At 44.0% G+C, this 15,230-nt stretch carries 12 protein-coding genes and 1 riboswitch; of the genes, 9 read left to right on the top strand and 3 right to left on the bottom strand.

Annotated elements, in window-relative coordinates; translation table 11 throughout:
• Window positions 1–277 precede the first annotated feature (277 nt).
• Window positions 278–2,098: an adenine deaminase gene (gene ade / locus ACFQ3J_RS10900; protein ID WP_091154923.1), complete on the top strand. Its 1,821-nt coding sequence runs from the start codon at window positions 278–280 to the stop codon at window positions 2,096–2,098.
• Between the two features lie 235 nt (window positions 2,099–2,333).
• Window positions 2,334–2,425: riboswitch (cyclic di-GMP riboswitch) on the top strand.
• 65 nt (window positions 2,426–2,490) lie between these two features.
• Entirely contained in the window at window positions 2,491–3,384 is an 894-nt protein-coding gene (locus tag ACFQ3J_RS10895; RefSeq protein ID WP_091154926.1) for a hypothetical protein, read from the top strand.
• A gap of 63 nt (window positions 3,385–3,447) precedes the next feature.
• On the opposite strand, the gene ACFQ3J_RS10890 is transcribed toward ACFQ3J_RS10895, so the two are convergent.
• Window positions 3,448–4,368 (bottom strand): helix-turn-helix transcriptional regulator, encoded by a 921-nt coding sequence (locus ACFQ3J_RS10890; RefSeq protein WP_251584393.1) that lies wholly within the window; start codon window positions 4,366–4,368, stop codon window positions 3,448–3,450.
• Window positions 4,369–4,596: 228 nt separating this feature from the next.
• Between ACFQ3J_RS10890 and yicI the strand changes: the two genes are divergently transcribed.
• Window positions 4,597–6,915: an alpha-xylosidase gene (gene yicI, locus ACFQ3J_RS10885; RefSeq protein ID WP_251584394.1), complete on the top strand. Its 2,319-nt coding sequence runs from the start codon at window positions 4,597–4,599 to the stop codon at window positions 6,913–6,915.
• A gap of 224 nt (window positions 6,916–7,139) precedes the next feature.
• Window positions 7,140–8,426, top strand: a complete 1,287-nt coding sequence (locus ACFQ3J_RS10880) for an MFS transporter (RefSeq protein WP_251584395.1) — start codon at window positions 7,140–7,142, stop codon at window positions 8,424–8,426.
• A 48-nt stretch (window positions 8,427–8,474) separates the two neighbouring features.
• Here the strand turns inward: ACFQ3J_RS10880 and ACFQ3J_RS10875 are convergent, their stop codons facing one another.
• Complete coding sequence (locus ACFQ3J_RS10875) at window positions 8,475–9,665, bottom strand: MFS transporter (RefSeq protein ID WP_251584396.1); 1,191 nt, start codon at window positions 9,663–9,665, stop codon at window positions 8,475–8,477.
• 59 nt (window positions 9,666–9,724) lie between these two features.
• Window positions 9,725–10,183, bottom strand: coding sequence for a MarR family winged helix-turn-helix transcriptional regulator (locus ACFQ3J_RS10870; protein WP_251584397.1), 459 nt, complete (start codon window positions 10,181–10,183; stop codon window positions 9,725–9,727).
• A 191-nt stretch (window positions 10,184–10,374) separates the two neighbouring features.
• Between ACFQ3J_RS10870 and ACFQ3J_RS10865 the strand changes: the two genes are divergently transcribed.
• The 5 genes from ACFQ3J_RS10865 to ACFQ3J_RS10845 all read left to right on the top strand — a co-directional run bounded on the left by ACFQ3J_RS10865 (window position 10,375) and on the right by ACFQ3J_RS10845 (window position 15,212).
• A complete protein-coding gene (locus ACFQ3J_RS10865) occupies window positions 10,375–11,013 on the top strand; it encodes a helix-turn-helix transcriptional regulator (RefSeq protein ID WP_251584398.1) in 639 nt (212 codons plus the stop codon).
• Window positions 11,014–11,206: 193 nt separating this feature from the next.
• A complete protein-coding gene (locus ACFQ3J_RS10860; RefSeq protein WP_251584399.1) occupies window positions 11,207–11,824 on the top strand; it encodes a TraX family protein in 618 nt (205 codons plus the stop codon).
• Window positions 11,825–11,994: 170 nt separating this feature from the next.
• The gene (gene rpiA / locus ACFQ3J_RS10855) at window positions 11,995–12,666 is read left to right on the top strand and encodes a ribose-5-phosphate isomerase RpiA (RefSeq protein WP_091154944.1); all 672 of its coding nucleotides are present in this window, start codon (window positions 11,995–11,997) and stop codon (window positions 12,664–12,666) included.
• Between the two features lie 92 nt (window positions 12,667–12,758).
• Window positions 12,759–13,229: a MarR family winged helix-turn-helix transcriptional regulator gene (locus ACFQ3J_RS10850; protein ID WP_091154947.1), complete on the top strand. Its 471-nt coding sequence runs from the start codon at window positions 12,759–12,761 to the stop codon at window positions 13,227–13,229.
• Between the two features lie 273 nt (window positions 13,230–13,502).
• On the top strand, window positions 13,503–15,212 hold the full coding sequence (locus ACFQ3J_RS10845; protein WP_251584400.1) for an ATP-binding protein: 1,710 nt from the start codon (window positions 13,503–13,505) through the stop codon (window positions 15,210–15,212).
• The last annotated feature ends 18 nt before the right edge of the window (window positions 15,213–15,230 follow it).

Below are 15,230 nucleotides of genomic sequence, written 5' to 3'. Positions count from 1 at the left end.
CGTACCAAAAACCATCATCTAAGCATGGTCAACTGGAATAGTCCAGCAGCACATTCTCTTTATGGGAATCGTGCTGCTGTTTTTTGCAACAAGGATCTAATTGAATATTATTACATATAATGAAAGATTATAGAGAGGGTGATGTAAGGAAATGGAGGTTGTTCTCATCATTTCCTGACGAATTATAAACTCTTAAGTCAATTATGTTTACATGTAACCTTCAGACTACTATAATCATTAACAATCTACTTTTTTACGGTGAATGGGGGAAATTCAAATGATGAAAAAACAATTTGCAAGGCCAGCATTGGCTGATTGCGTGAAAGAGCTCGTTGCTACGGCTAGAGGAGATCAAAAGGCTTCTTTAGTTATTCAGAACGGGTCCTTGGTCAATGTCGTGTCAGGCGAAATATTGCAGGGCATGTCTGTTGCTGTGCAAGGCTCTCGCATTGCATATGTAGGCAAGGATGCTTCACATACGATTGGACCGGACACAGAAATTATTGACGCGAGCGGGCAGTATATTGCACCTGGGCTGCTTGATGGTCATTGTCATATTGAGAGCACCCAATTAACCGTAGCGGAATTTGCAAGAGCTGTGCTCCCATTAGGGACGACAGGCGGATTTTTTGATGCGCATGAAATTTCCAACGTACTTGGTCTGAACGGTCTTAAATATATGCTCGAAGAGGCAAGAACTACACCGCTCGCTGCTTATATGCAGGCGCCTTCCTGTGTACCGTCTACAAGTCCTGAGCTGGAAACGACGGGAGCATATATCGGTCCTGATGAGGTAGCTGAAGCATTAAGCTGGGGTAATGACATGATTGGTTTAGGGGAAGTAATGAACTTTCCGGGTGTCGTGTACGGGGAAGAGAAGATGATTGGAGAAATAGAAGCTACGCTGCGTGCGGGTAAAGCGGTTGACGGTCACTTTACTTGGGCAGCTGATGATTGGAGACTGCCTGTATATGCTGCGGCCGGTGTAACAGGAGATCATGAATGTGTGACCAAAGAGGATGTACAGGAAAGAATCCGTCTAGGAATGTACGCCAAGATGAGGCAAGGTTCAGCCTGGCATGACGTAGCAGAAACGATTAAGGCGTCGACTGAGCTGGGACTAGATACAAGACGGATGATGCTTGTTACTGATGATCGCAGTTCAGAATCTCTGCTGAATGAAGGGCATATGAATTACGTTGTACGTCTGGCCATTTCACAGGGAGTCAAACCGGTAACGGCTTTTCAGATGGCAACGATCAATACGGCAGAACGGTTTGGCGTCCAGAGAGATGTCGGTTCAATTATACCAGGTTCAATTGCAGATATTATTCTGCTGGATGGAAGACTCGCTGATGTGAATGTACACACGACTATTGCGGCTGGTCAAGTGGTTGCCCGGGAAGGAAAAATGGTGGCTTCCTGGGATAAGTATCACTATCCTCAAAATGCACTGGGTACTGTTCAATTAAAGGCCGACATTCAAGCGGATCATTTTGTGATCAAGACTCCTGTTCAGGAGGGTGAGCTAAACGCGCGCATTATTCAAGTGACAGAGAACCATGTGGAGACGAAGGAAGTCTTCAAGACAGTCCGAGCAGAATCAGGCCAACTCATCCTTAGTATGGATCAGGATGTATGCAAGATTGCTGTTATTGAACGACATCATAGAACAGGAAACAGGGCAGTAGCTCTTGTTAGTGGAGTAGGCTTTAACCGACCTGCCGCGATTGCCATGACGGTCGCTCATGACAGCCATAATCTGATGGTGATCGGAACAGATGACAATCTAATGGCTGAAGCGGCTAACCGGGTAGTGAGTATGCAAGGCGGAGTGGCCGTCGTAACCGATGAGGGAACGACAGAATTTCCGCTGCCGATTGCAGGCCTTATGTCACCGGAGCCTTTTGAAATCGTAGCTTCGCAGTCTGAAGCCATTAGCGAGGCGCTTCAAGCCTCTGGATGCTGCTTGAATAATGCGTTTATGACGTTGTCATTATTGGCCTTGGTTGTTATACCAGAGCTGCGGCTGTCCGATAAGGGGCTTGTTCGTATTTCTGCAAACGGAATTGAGATCGTTTCTTTGTTTGAGCACTAACAGAAATAACCTATATATTTACTCGTCTAAAATAGGTAAGTAGACATCTGTCTGCTTGCCTATTTTTTCGTTCGAGTGAAATTTAAATAGGTCGGAATCATTAAATAAGCAAAAAGTCCTATAAAATGCTTTCGTATTTCTCCGAAGAATATAAAGTAATACTTTCGTCCTTTGAAAATTATCGAAGCGTAAGACTAAGGTAATTACCTCATGAGACAAAGGGACGTCATTGTATACGAATTGGAGGCAAATTTGCTGAAAAGCAAAGACGCAAAGCCATGGGTCTAAGGTGAGTCTAATGACTTATGATGACAGCCGGTTGCCGATTTATTAATAGAGAACGGGCATGATATAAGGCATCGTTCCTAAAATCGAAGGAGTGTACGTAAGAGATGTGGAAGAAGACAGGTAAAAAAGCGGCGGTACTGTTGGCTGCAGTCATTATGGCAGGATCAATTACAGGGGGAGCAATGGATGTAGAAGCTACAGCCTACTCCAGTAAACAAACAGGAACATGGTTATGGGATACAACACAAATCAAAAGTGAGCCCGACAAAATATTGGATTTTGCAGAAACACAGGGGATCAATGCAATCTATTTGCAAATAAATAGAGATGTGGCTATACCGTATTATAAAGATTTTATCAGCAAGGCTACTGCTGAAGGGATTGAGGTTCAAATTTTGGACGGCAGACCTGCATGGGGTCTATCATCGGGGCGTGAAGGATTAATGAGCTTTGTAGAATGGATAGAAGCGTATCAGAGCGGGGCTGAAGAGAACGAGCGTTTTTCGGGAATACATGTGGATATTGAGCCCCATGTGCTTGCAGAATGGAAGTCAGATCGAGACAGTGTTGTCGCTCAGTGGCAGTCTAATGTATCGTATCTAACGAATGAAGCAAAACGCATGGAGTTGAAGATTACTGCGGATATTCCTTTTTGGCTTGATAATTATACTGTACCTGGTGGGGATATGAAGATCAGCAGCTGGATGATTCGCCAATTTGATGCAGTCGCTGTCATGGCGTATCGGGATACGGCAAATGCCATCTACAATGCAGCAGCCAGCGAACTGAAGGAAGCCTCCGAGCTTGGTAAGAAAGTATCCATCGCCGTTGAAACGAATCGAAGCAATGAAGGGAATTTTATTACCTTCTATGAAGAAGACTGTGATTACATGCGTGCAGAATTGCAAGAGCTTGAGCAAATGGCAAATAAGCATGATTCCTATATCGGAATTTCGGTTCATGATTATGGTAACTGGTCTAAACTAGCGAGCCGTTAATTGTAACAAGGGTGAGTTGGTAAGAACTGTGTGTTCTTACCAACTCACCCTTGTTTTCTTCAATTAGGTTACCGAAATGGGATCCAAAGAGATTTGTTCAAAGAACAGCTTGCGATATTGTGAAGGAGTCATCTTTTTTTGTTTCTTGAACAAAGTAATAAAGTAGCTGAGATTGTCGTAACCAACCTCCATCGCAATATCTACAACCTTATAATTTGTATTTTCCAGCAGCTTGCATGCTCTTTGGATTCTGTAATTGTTAATGTAATCGATCGGGCTCTTCTGGACCATTTGTTTGAAGAAACGGCAGAAGTGCCCCTCACTCATATTAATATGTTCCGACAAGTCCTTGAGCTTGATAGGCTCACTATAGTGATCATGAATATAGCCAAGAGCGGTCTTTAGACGTTCAATCTTGTCCGGACTGCCGGCGGCAATGTTATTTCCTAAATCCGCTGCCTGCTGCATATAAGTGTACATCTCTGCAAGAATCAGATACAGGTGTGCCTTGGTCGAGAGTTCCATCGTCGGCTTCATTAGCTCATGCTCCAGCAGAATCCGATCAATGTGTGAGAGGACAGATCTGCCCCATTCCGTATGACGTGAAATATGGCGAGGAGGGAGTAATTTCCTCTTCAATATGGGATCCATCATTTTCTCCTGCAGTGAATCAAACGAAGCACTGGACAGCCAGGCTGGATCGAATACGATGGCTGAAAAGACGCAGCGCTCCTCTCCTTGTAAATAGCCGGCATGAATTTCGCCGCTGCCTACAAAGATGGCATCGCCTGCTTGTGCTTCGTAAATATTCATATCAATATGGAAGACAGCAGAACCACGCTCAATAAGAATAAACTCCATCTCATCATGCCAATGGCAGTCAAGAATGCTGTCTCCATTCAGCTGATCTACTGACGGATAGACACTAACAGGATACATTGGGTTGCCATGCACGCGATTCTCTTTTAACAATTCTTTATTCATATCACCAAGCTCCTTGTTTCTCTTCTACTTATATAGTAGAAATCCTATATATAGCAGATAATAGCTTCTTATGTTGAAATCGCTTCCATAATATGTGCGTTATGTTAATATAAAGTGGCAATCCGGATGAAAATATATCAAAATATTGATACTATTCATCAAAATAACGTAAGAAAAACGATAATAATATCAATATTATTATAGTATAACCGAAGGGGGAAAGAAAACATGAAATTTACTGATGGATTCTGGTTGACTCGTGAAGGGTACCATATTCAAAACCCGACTGATATTCGTGATATTATACAAAAAGATAATTCTCTAACCGTTCATGCGGCTACTAAATATATTCGCACCAAAGGCGACACATTGAACGGTACATTGCTCAAAGCAACTTACAGCTCTCCTATGCCGAACGTTATTCGTGTAACGCTTAACCACCATAAGGGCAGAGTGAAGAAAGGTCCTGAGTTCGAGCTGAACAGTCAGGATGCTAACGTTGAGATCTCGGCAAACGAACAAGGCGCTGTACTTAAGAGTGGCGAGCTTGAAGTTCAAATCGACAAAACAAACGGCTGGGACGTAAGCTTCCTATACGGAGGCAAACGTATCACTGGCAGTGGTCTCAGAGCAGCTGGCTACATCACAGGACCGAATAAGGAAGCTTACTTCCGTGAACAGCTTGACCTGGGTGTAGGTGAATACGTTTACGGTTTGGGTGAACGGTTTACTCCATTCGTGAAGAATGGTCAAGTGGTTGATACTTGGAATGAAGATGGCGGTACAAGCAGTGAGCAATCCTACAAGAACATTCCATTCTATCTATCCAACAAAGGCTATGGTGTATTTGTAAACCATCCTGAACGTGTATCCTATGAGATTGCGTCCGAGAACGTATCCAAGGTTCAATTCAGTGTTGAGGGAGAAACTTTGGAATACTTCATCATCGGCGGTGACAATCCGAAGGATGTGCTTGACAACTATACGAGGTTGACTGGAAAACCGGCACTTCCTCCAGCATGGACATTTGGTCTGTGGCTGACGACTTCCTTCACTACAGATTATGATGAAGGAACAGTAAATCACTTTGTGGACGGTATGGCTGAGCGAGATCTTCCTCTCTCCGTATTCCACTTTGACTGCTTCTGGATGAAGGAGTATCAATGGTCTGATTTCGTATGGGACGAAGCAATGTTCCCAGATCCGGAAGGCATGATTAAGCGTCTAAAAGACAAAGGACTTAAAATCTGTGCTTGGATTAATCCATATATTGCGGAAAAATCCTACTTGTTCGATGAAGGTATGGAGAACGGATATTTGGTCAAAACAGCGGACGGAAGCGTATGGCAATGGGATATGTGGCAAGCCGGAATGGCTCTTGTCGACTTCACGAATCCAGATGCTGTTAAATGGTATAAGAGCAAGCTGGAAGTGCTGCTTGATCAAGGTGTGGACTCCTTCAAAACAGACTTCGGTGAAAGAATTCCTACAGATGTCGTTTACTTTGACGGTTCTGATCCGGTTAAAATGCACAACTATTATACTCAGCTGTATAACAAAGCCGTATTTGAACTGCTTGAAGAGAAGCTTGGCAAGAATGAAGCTGCATTATTTGCTCGTTCTGCAACAGCAGGCGGTCAACAGTTCCCTGTTCACTGGGGCGGTGATTGCTCTTCGACTTATGAATCCATGGCTGAATCGCTTCGCGGTGGATTGTCACTTGGACTGTCCGGCTTCGGCTTCTGGAGCCATGACATCAGTGGCTTCGAGAATACAGCAACGCCAGATGTGTACAAGCGCTGGGTTCAATTTGGACTACTGTCTTCCCACAGCCGTTTGCACGGCAGCACATCCTATCGTGTGCCTTGGCTCTTTGACGAAGAATCCGTGGATGTTGTACGCGACTTCACTAAGCTTAAGATCAGCCTGATGCCTTATCTGTACAATTCTGCACAAGAATCGTCTGAACGAGGCATTCCAATGATGCGTGCGATGATGCTTGAGTTCCCAGAGGACCCTGCAACATATAGCTTGGACACTCAATATATGTTTGGTGACTCCGTTCTTGTTGCGCCGATCTTCAACAAAGAAGGCGATGTTACTTACTATCTGCCCGAAGGAACTTGGACCAACTTCCTTACAGGAGAGAAAATTCAAGGCGGACGCTTCGTTCGTGAGAATCATAGCTTCCGCACATTGCCGATGATGATCAAGCCGAACAGCTTGATTGCAGTGGGTGCGGTTAATGATGTGATTGAATATGACTATGCTGAGAATGTGTCGTTGCATTTGTTCGAGCTTGGTGAAGGTAACCAGGCAGAAGCGAATGTGGTGAGCACTCGTTCTGAACAAGAGCTGAATGTGAAGGCCGTTCATTCTGGAGCTGGCATCGAAGTAACGGCTGAAGGAACAGGTAAAGCCTGGACGCTTGTTCTTCGCGGTATTCATGAAGTATCTGCTGTACAAGGCGGAACGGCTGCGAATGGAGAGCATGGTATTGTTGTCACTCCTGACGCATTTACTGGCAGGATTTCAATATCACTTTAAAATCATTTGATTTGACACTGCGGTGCCTTTGGCACCGCCTTTTTTTGTTCACTTCGCATATTCCTCCAATACTCTTCCAATTTAGTAGTTCCTGATCAAGCGCGTATAATTTAAACAGGAAACAGCCACATTAATATAGTCGCAAGCAGAGAATACTCACATGATGTGCTGATTGGCAGGCACTTATTGCATTTTCCAACTTTATAAAGGTGGGTAAACATCCAATGGAAAACAAGAAGCTCGATCTGGCAGCACTTTCATCCATTCCTCTAATTATGACTTTGGGCAACTCAGCGTTGATCCCGATCATGCCGCAAATATCAAGAGAGCTAAAAGTCTCGACCTTTATGGTTAGTATGCTCATCACCGTCTATGCAGTCGTTGCCATTATACTTATTCCGATTGCGGGGTATTTGTCGGATCGATTTGGGCGGAAGGCCGTAATCATTCCGAGCCTTATCATTGCAGCTGTCGGAGGAGCTGTATCGGCAGGTGCTGCCTGGTGGCTGACGAATGGCGCAGCGTATTGGGTCATCCTTGGCGGCAGGCTCTTGCAAGGCGTTGGAGCAGCCGGAGCTTTTCCCATCGTCATTCCGCTGGTCGGAGACATGTTTGAAGATGAAGAGCAGGTAAGCAAGAGCCTGGGTATTATTGAAACTTCAAATACTCTAGGGAAAGTGCTAAGTCCCATCATTGGCGCCGCACTTGCCGTATGGCTATGGTATGCTCCATTCTTGATGATTCCGGTTCTATGCCTAATCTCTGTGCTCCTCGTCATCTTCTTGGTTAAAAGTCCGAGTACCAAAAAGGAAGCGCCTTCTTTCCGGGAGTTTATCGGATCTATAAAAGACATTCTTGCCGAGAAAGGGCGCTGGCTTTATGCGATTTTTGCAGTAGGCTGTATTTGTATGTTTGTTATATTCGGAGTGCTGTTTTATTTATCCGAGGTTCTCGAATCCCGATACGACATTCATGGAGTGACCAAAGGTTTTATCCTTGCGATTCCTCTTGCTGCTCTATGCCTGTCTTCTTTTTGGAGTGGCAAGATCATTGGCAAACATAAAAAGCGAATGAAATGGATTGGCTGCTTCGGACTTATCTTAATGACGGCATCGCTGGTTGTCATGGGCTTCTCAAGCCAGATTTACTACGTCATTGGTGTATTTACCGCCGGTGGAATCGGCATTGGCGCTGCGCTGCCTTGTTTGGATGCACTGATCACGGAAGGGATTGAGGAGGAGCAGCGGGGAACGATTACGGCATTATTCAGCAGCATGCGGTTTATCGGGGTATCCTTAGGTCCGCCAGTTATCTCAATTCTGCTGGGTACATCGCATTTAATCCTATTTATCACGCTTGCCGCTGTGGGAGCAGCAGGCATTCTGCTTACCTTGTTTGCAATCCGGCCCTCAGAGGATGGGGACGATAAGAATGGAGATAACAAAAAAACAAAAAATGTGCATTACCGTTTAGGTGGAAAGAGCATGGTCAGAGTTAAAAAGAAAGTTTAAAAAGATAAGCCTGCATTTCGTTTAGAAATGCAGGCTCTTTGGTCAACTCTAGCCTTCTTGTGTGGCTGCACGCTGTTTGGTCAAGCGCGCATAAATCACATAAATCACAAGCAACAGAACGATGAATAGTGCTGAGTAACGGTACATATCTGCATAGCTGGTAACAGAGGCGATAATGCCTAGCAAGAGAGCGCCGATGGCAATTCCGAAATCAAGGGTGTTCAAAAACATACCATTGGCCAAGCCACGCTGAGAAGGGTGTACGACTTGAATCATCCATGTCTGGAAGGTTGGCTGAAGTGAGCCATAGCCTAATCCAAACAAAAAAGCAGCAAAGAATAGACTGAGCGTAGAACTGGTGAATGATAAAATGACGAGTCCGATAATAATAAATATGGAGCCGGGAAGTATCAGTGCACCATGTCCTTTTGAATCATAAATACGTCCTGCAATCGGTCGAATCATTAAGATCGCAATGGCGTTAAACAAGAAGAAGAGCGCTGGATTTGCAATCCCTTGTTCTGCACCGAAGATAGCGATGAAGCTGACCAGGCCTCCATAGGATACGGCCATGAGTCCGTTAAGAAAAGATGGAATAACAAGCGCAGTATTGAAGCCTTTTTTCTCAGGCACTGCAAAAGGATTGTTCACTTCCTGCGGTTTATTTACTTTTTTGGAAGTGAGCATATAACTAAGCGGAACGATGACAATTATAATGATGGCAGTTGACCAGGTCAGCAGTCCAAAGCCGTAAGAGTTAAGCAGTGATAATCCGACTATGGGTCCTATAGACATCGCGAGGCTCGTGGACAGACCGAAGTAACCCATTCCTTCTCCCATCCGTTTTACAGGAATAATATCGGAGGCCATCGTAGGGAAGGCGGTGCTGCTCATGCCGAAGCCTACGCCGAACACCATGCGCAAGACCAGGAGAGTACCCATCATGGCTGCAAAATGATAGCTGAGCGTAGCGAGCAGGGCAACGAGAATACCAAAGTAGATCATGAAGTTGCGCTTTCCTTTTTCTAACTGCTTAGCAGCGAAGATTCTGGCAATAATGGCGCTAAGTGCAAACAGGGTAGTGAACAGGCTGACTTGTAAGGAATTGGCGCTGAATTCGCCCTGCACATACGCTGGCAGCGTAGAAACGATCATATGTAGCTGTAGAAACAGCAAAAAATTACATAGTGTTAAAATAACGAATTCCTTCGTCCATAATTTCGTTTGTTCATGCTGCATGTGTTTTGTTAAACTCCTTCTGTGTGTGAGATGTTACTGTGTACATATTTTAACTTGTATTACTTCGCTTGGGGTTCCTTCTCTAGAAGTGTATCAAGATAAGATCCCATCTCCGAAAGTACATTCCAAAAAACCTCCATATCCTCCTTCGGAATGATTTGAGCAATTTCTTCATTAAAGCTGTTTTCTAACGGCAATAATGTGCCGGAGAGTTCTCTGCCGAGGTCAGTAAGAAAGAGCTCGAAGGCACGGCGGTCCTTTTGACTGGGCTTGCGTATAATCAGGTTCTTCTTCTCCAGCATATCAAGTATTCTTGTTGTGGTGGGTTGATCTTTATAGGCTTTAACGGCGATTTCACGCTGATTCAGGCCTTCGTTCAAGTAAATTTGCAGCAGGACAGACCACTGCTCTGTCGTGATGTCATAGGCTTTGAGCCGCTGGGTCATTACACTAACTGCACGTCTATGAATAACACCGAGCATGAAGCCGATGGAGCGATCTGATATGGATGTGTTCAAATGGAATAGAACTCCTTTCAATGTAAACCTTTTTGATCATTTTACTTGTCATGCTAATATTATTGAATGTGATAATATCTGTCAATCGGTATTCCAATCTTTTAACTAAAATGGATCCTATATATGTCAGCATGATGAAGAAATGATATATTTAAAATGGTGTATACGAAGGAATCAGAGGAGGTGCGGTTATGGAATTATCGAGCAGACAACAGGAAATTATCGACCTGGTCTCACGTTACGCCCCGATCACAGGAGACCATATTGCAGAGCAGCTCGGTTTAAGCCGTCCTACCATCAGGTCTGACTTGTCTATACTGGTGATGCTCGGATTGCTGGATGCGAAGCCTAAGGTTGGATATACTCTTGGAACGGCAATAAGTGAGCTCAGTCAGATGAATGAGCAAATATCCAGGCTGACGATTAACGATGTGCTGACACCACCCATTCTGATCCAGGAGCATCGAAGTGCATATGATGCAGTCGCTTTGTTATTTCAGGAGAATACAGGAACACTTTTTGTGGAAAATGAAAGCCTTGATTTTGTAGGTATTGTTTCTCGAAAGGATCTGCTCAAAATCACACTCGGACATGCAGATTTAAAAACCATTCCAGTTAGCCTCACCATGACCAGACGAGCGCAAACCGTCGCCCTTGCGCCGAGTGATCCGGTCGGGCTCGCTGCCCAAATGCTGATTCGCTATCAAGTCAATTGTCTCCCTGTAATACGTGGTGAAGGAGAAACAAGAGAAGCAGGTGAGCATGAAGTGATTGGGAGAGTGTCGAAGACGACTTTGCTTCAGTTATTCATTGAGCTGGCAGGAGTCTAGCGAGGGGAACTTATACATTATCGATCTCCCGGGAGGGAAATAGAATTTGATCTTTATCGGTATTGTTTTAATTATTCGATTCTTTGGAATTATTGGAAATCAGAATTTGATGTTTACTCTGCTTATCCTTAATTGTAGAATTTCCTCTTCAGTGGGATAATAGATGATTATGTACAGGAAGGGGACGGATTAAGTGCACTGGATTGCTATGATCACCATGCTGATTGACCACATAGGGGCGGTGTTTTTTCCCGAACATAGCGTTCTTCGCATTATAGGAAGAATTGCTTTTCCCATATATGCGTTTTCCATATTTCTTGGGTATAAACATACACGTAATGTAAAGCGTTATTCCTTCCGTTTGTTTATTATTGCCGTTGTATCTCAGATCCCGTTTATGGCTGCATTTAACCAATCAACACTAAATGTCGTGTGGACCTTGCTGGCTTCGCTTCTTGTACTACAGGCGCTGGACAAAGTAAAGAATGAGGTTGCAGCCGTCTTCATAGTTTTCTCAGCTGGGTTTATTATGGAAATATCAACAATGGATTACGGAATGTATGGTTTGTTACTCGTGCTCATCTATAGATATACCGAAGGCTTCGTGATGGTGTTCGCACATCTGTTCTTGAATATAATAGATATGCTGCAGTCACAAATTCAGATATGGAGCACGATATCTTCGTTATTTATTGCCTTTGCCATTTATAAGGGAGCTTTACTCAGATCTTCCGTTCCACGCTGGTTGTGGACAAGCTTCTATCCTTTACATCTCGCCATCATAGGCATTGTCCGGATCTATCTAAGATAAGGGATTACATGCTGGTAAACAGATGGAACAAACCGAGTTATTCCTGTATAATAATTCAAAATGTCAAAGTCTGATGGCTTATAGAATACGTAAGAACATATATTTCATACGTAACATGAATCGGTTACAATAGTATATAAATGCGAACAAGATTGGGAGTTGAACTCAGGGTGGATTTAAAACGTTTAGCTGCTGAGAGAGCAGTAGAGTATGTTAAAGACGGGATGAAGGTTGGACTAGGCACAGGCTCAACGGCTTATTGGGCAATTCAGCGCCTTGGTGAGCGGGTAAAGAATGAAGGACTGCAAATTGAAACGGTGGCTACTTCACAAGCATCGGAGGATCAAGCAAGAGAATTAGGAATTCCATTGGTCCCTTTCTCAGAAATTGGACGGCTTGATATTACCATTGATGGAGCGGATGAAGTAGATGGTCGTCTGAATCTGATTAAAGGCGGCGGCGGAGCACTATTGCGTGAAAAGATTGTTGCGATGAACAGCCGGCGTCTCGTTATTGTCGTTGACGAAAGCAAAGTAGTACATACATTAGGGAAATTTCCACTGCCTGTAGAGATCGTTCCATTTGCTTGTGAATGGACTTACCATGCGCTGGATCAAATGGGCTGCCATCCTGCATGGCGAATGAACGGGTCGGAAAAATACAAGACAGACAACGGGAATTACATTGCAGACTGCAAGCTGGGCCGCATCTCTGATGCAGAGTCGTTGAATCAGAAGCTCAACATGATTCCTGGTGTCGTTGACAACGGTTTATTTGTAGATATGGCAGATACGATTGTTGTTGCACATGCAAATGGAACAATAGAAATTAAACGCAAGTGAGGAAAGAAATCCATAGACAGGGGGTGATAACTTCATTTTAGCTATGGAGTTTATCAAACTTCATGTGGAGTATAGTTACTGGAGGCAAGGTTATGTCTAATATTAGCGATGACAAGGATTTATCGCTTCAGCTGTTTGTGGTGCTTGCAAGAGCATATAATTCAGTCACCGCACGATCAAACCGTGATATTCAAAGCCATGGCTTGAATACGACTGAATTTGGTGTTCTTGATCTCTTGTATCATAAAGGCCCTCAGCCGCTTCAAAAAATTGGAGAGAAGGTCTTAATGTCCAGCGGCAATATTACTTATGTAGTGGACAAGCTTCAGAATAAGAAGCTTCTTATACGCAGAGCTTCTCTGGAGGATCGAAGAGTGATTTATGCTGAGCTTACGGAGGAGGGAACTGCGTTCTTTGAGCAAATCTTCCCTCAACATCACGAAGTAATCATTAGAGCCGAGCAAGGGCTCTCGGAGGATGAAAAAAGAGAAGCCATTCGTCTTCTCAAGAAGCTCGGTTTATCAGCAAGCGGCAAGCTGTCAGAAGTGAACGAAAGCACATAATAGGATGGACCCTGCTCATAGGGTCCATCCCTTTTTGCTGTACCTTACGATGCTTGCATGTATAATCATCTTATGGGACAATCGAGTCATCATAAGGTAGAAGAATAAGAATCCATTTTATAAGCACGGAAGGAGCTGCATGATTTGTTCAATTCATTGCAATATGCAGCTGGTAAGGTTTTCGGCTGCTTACGGATCAAGCAAACAAGCTTTATATCTGCCAAGTAATATAAGAACCCTTCGTGTCACTAAAATGGATAAAGGAGGGATATTATGAATTCTTATCATGGTATAGAGATGAATAGACTGCGGCACCTCATTGAGGATCTGAATAAAGAAATCATCCGCAGCAAGGAACAGGAACACCGATTGCTCGAAGAATTTACGAGCATGAATAATGAGCTGGTTACCCTTCGGCGTGAGCTGAACAAGACCAATATGAAATTAACGGAGGCAAGAGAGAATGCCGTACATGCAAATGAGGTAAAGACCGAATTTCTTGCTCTCCTGAGTCATGAGTTCAGAACCCCTTTAAACGGAATTTTAGGCATGGCTGAAGTACTTTCCTTATCCAATTTATCGGAGGAGCAAAGACAGTCCGTGTCGGTAATTCAGGAATCTTCTCATATACTACTCCATCTTATCAATGACCTGCTAGATCTATCCAAATTAGAGGCTGGCGAAATGAAGATTAACCCTTCTTCCATGGATCTAAGAGCCATCGTTAAGCATGTAACCCTTCTACTATTCCAAAAAGCATCAAGCAAAGGGAATCGGATTGTTGCCGATATTGACAGATCTTTATTCGAACGGTTTGCTGGTGATTCAGCGCGAATGACTCAAATACTTACGAATCTCGCGAGCAATGCGAACAAATTTACTAAAAATGGTTTGATTCGAATCCGCATCATCGTATTGTCTCAGACGGAACAAGAGCAAAGCTTGCGTATTGAGGTAACGGATAACGGTATAGGGATATCACAAGCGGAGCAGGACAAGCTGTTTAAGCCTTACTCGCAAACAAGAGAAGGGCAGAAGTCAGAACATGGTGGAACAGGACTTGCGCTATCCATTTGCAAATCCTTTGTTGAGCTTATGGGCGGTAAGATCGGTGTCTTCAGTAAACCGGATTCAGGTTCAACATTTTGGATTGAAGTCAGTCTTCCATCTGCAATGGAAACAGCAGAGTCCAGTGATGCTACGACATACAGTAATCGTCGGACGAATTCATTGCACGGAACGGATCAGCCTAAAATACAACATCCGATTCTTCTGGCAGAGGTTAATGGAATTAACCGCAAAGTCGTGCTGGTGCAGTTAAGAAAGCTGGGCATTACAAATGTTGAGACTGTAGAGAACGGAGAAGCAGCCGTATCTGCATATTTGAGCAAGCCTTACTCTCTTATCTTGATCGATAACCTGATGCCGAAACTTGGTGGAATAGAGGCGACAGAGAAAATACGGCAAATTGAGCGTGATGAGATGAAGCGTCATACGCCGATCATCGCACTTACGGGCAATATGTTTCAGGGAGAGTGGGATAAGTGCATACAGGCAGGAATGGACGATTACATCGCTAATCCGATCTCTCTGGATGCACTGAAGGAAATTATACAGCGATGGGTCACAGGCAGGGATGAACAAATTTTAAATCAAGAAACGATGGCTGAGCTGATGGATCTGGGGGAAGATCAAGATAGTGAGCTCTTATCGACACTCCTCGAATTGTATCGAAATGATACTCCTGACAAAATTAATCGATTGATCCAATATGTGAAGGAAAGAAATTACAGCGGTGCAATTGAAGCTTCGCACGATTTGAAATCCAGCAGTTTATGTCTTGGCATCCATTATTTATCTACCTTGTTTGGTGCAATAGAGGAGGCGGCTAAATCAGGCCACCTGGATACGATAGATGGCTTGCTTGAGGCACTTATGCCTGCTTATATGGAAGCTTGCACAGCAATGGAGCAGCACTTGTGATGGAGGTTCCATAGCTGA

The organism is Paenibacillus provencensis, assembly GCF_042678545.1.
GTDB lineage: Bacteria > Bacillota > Bacilli > Paenibacillales > Paenibacillaceae > Paenibacillus > Paenibacillus provencensis.
Note: the sequence above shows the minus strand (reverse complement) of the source record. Positions and strands in the feature narration are given on the sequence as shown.

Excerpts from the sequence above, each read along its gene's own strand:
- ACFQ3J_RS10880 (WP_251584395.1), top strand. The coding sequence starts at position 7,140 with ATGGAAAACAAGAAGCTCGATCTGGCAGCACTTTCATCCATTCCTCTA.
- ACFQ3J_RS10865 (WP_251584398.1), top strand. The coding sequence starts at position 10,375 with ATGGAATTATCGAGCAGACAACAGGAAATTATCGACCTGGTCTCACGT.
- yicI (WP_251584394.1), top strand. The coding sequence starts at position 4,597 with ATGAAATTTACTGATGGATTCTGGTTGACTCGTGAAGGGTACCATATT.
- ACFQ3J_RS10845 (WP_251584400.1), top strand. The coding sequence starts at position 13,503 with ATGAATTCTTATCATGGTATAGAGATGAATAGACTGCGGCACCTCATT.
- ACFQ3J_RS10895 (WP_091154926.1), top strand. The coding sequence starts at position 2,491 with ATGTGGAAGAAGACAGGTAAAAAAGCGGCGGTACTGTTGGCTGCAGTC.
- ACFQ3J_RS10850 (WP_091154947.1), top strand. The coding sequence starts at position 12,759 with ATGTCTAATATTAGCGATGACAAGGATTTATCGCTTCAGCTGTTTGTG.
- ACFQ3J_RS10890 (WP_251584393.1), bottom strand. The coding sequence starts at position 4,368 with ATGAATAAAGAATTGTTAAAAGAGAATCGCGTGCATGGCAACCCAATG.
- ACFQ3J_RS10875 (WP_251584396.1), bottom strand. The coding sequence starts at position 9,665 with ATGCAGCATGAACAAACGAAATTATGGACGAAGGAATTCGTTATTTTA.
- ade (WP_091154923.1), top strand. The coding sequence starts at position 278 with ATGATGAAAAAACAATTTGCAAGGCCAGCATTGGCTGATTGCGTGAAA.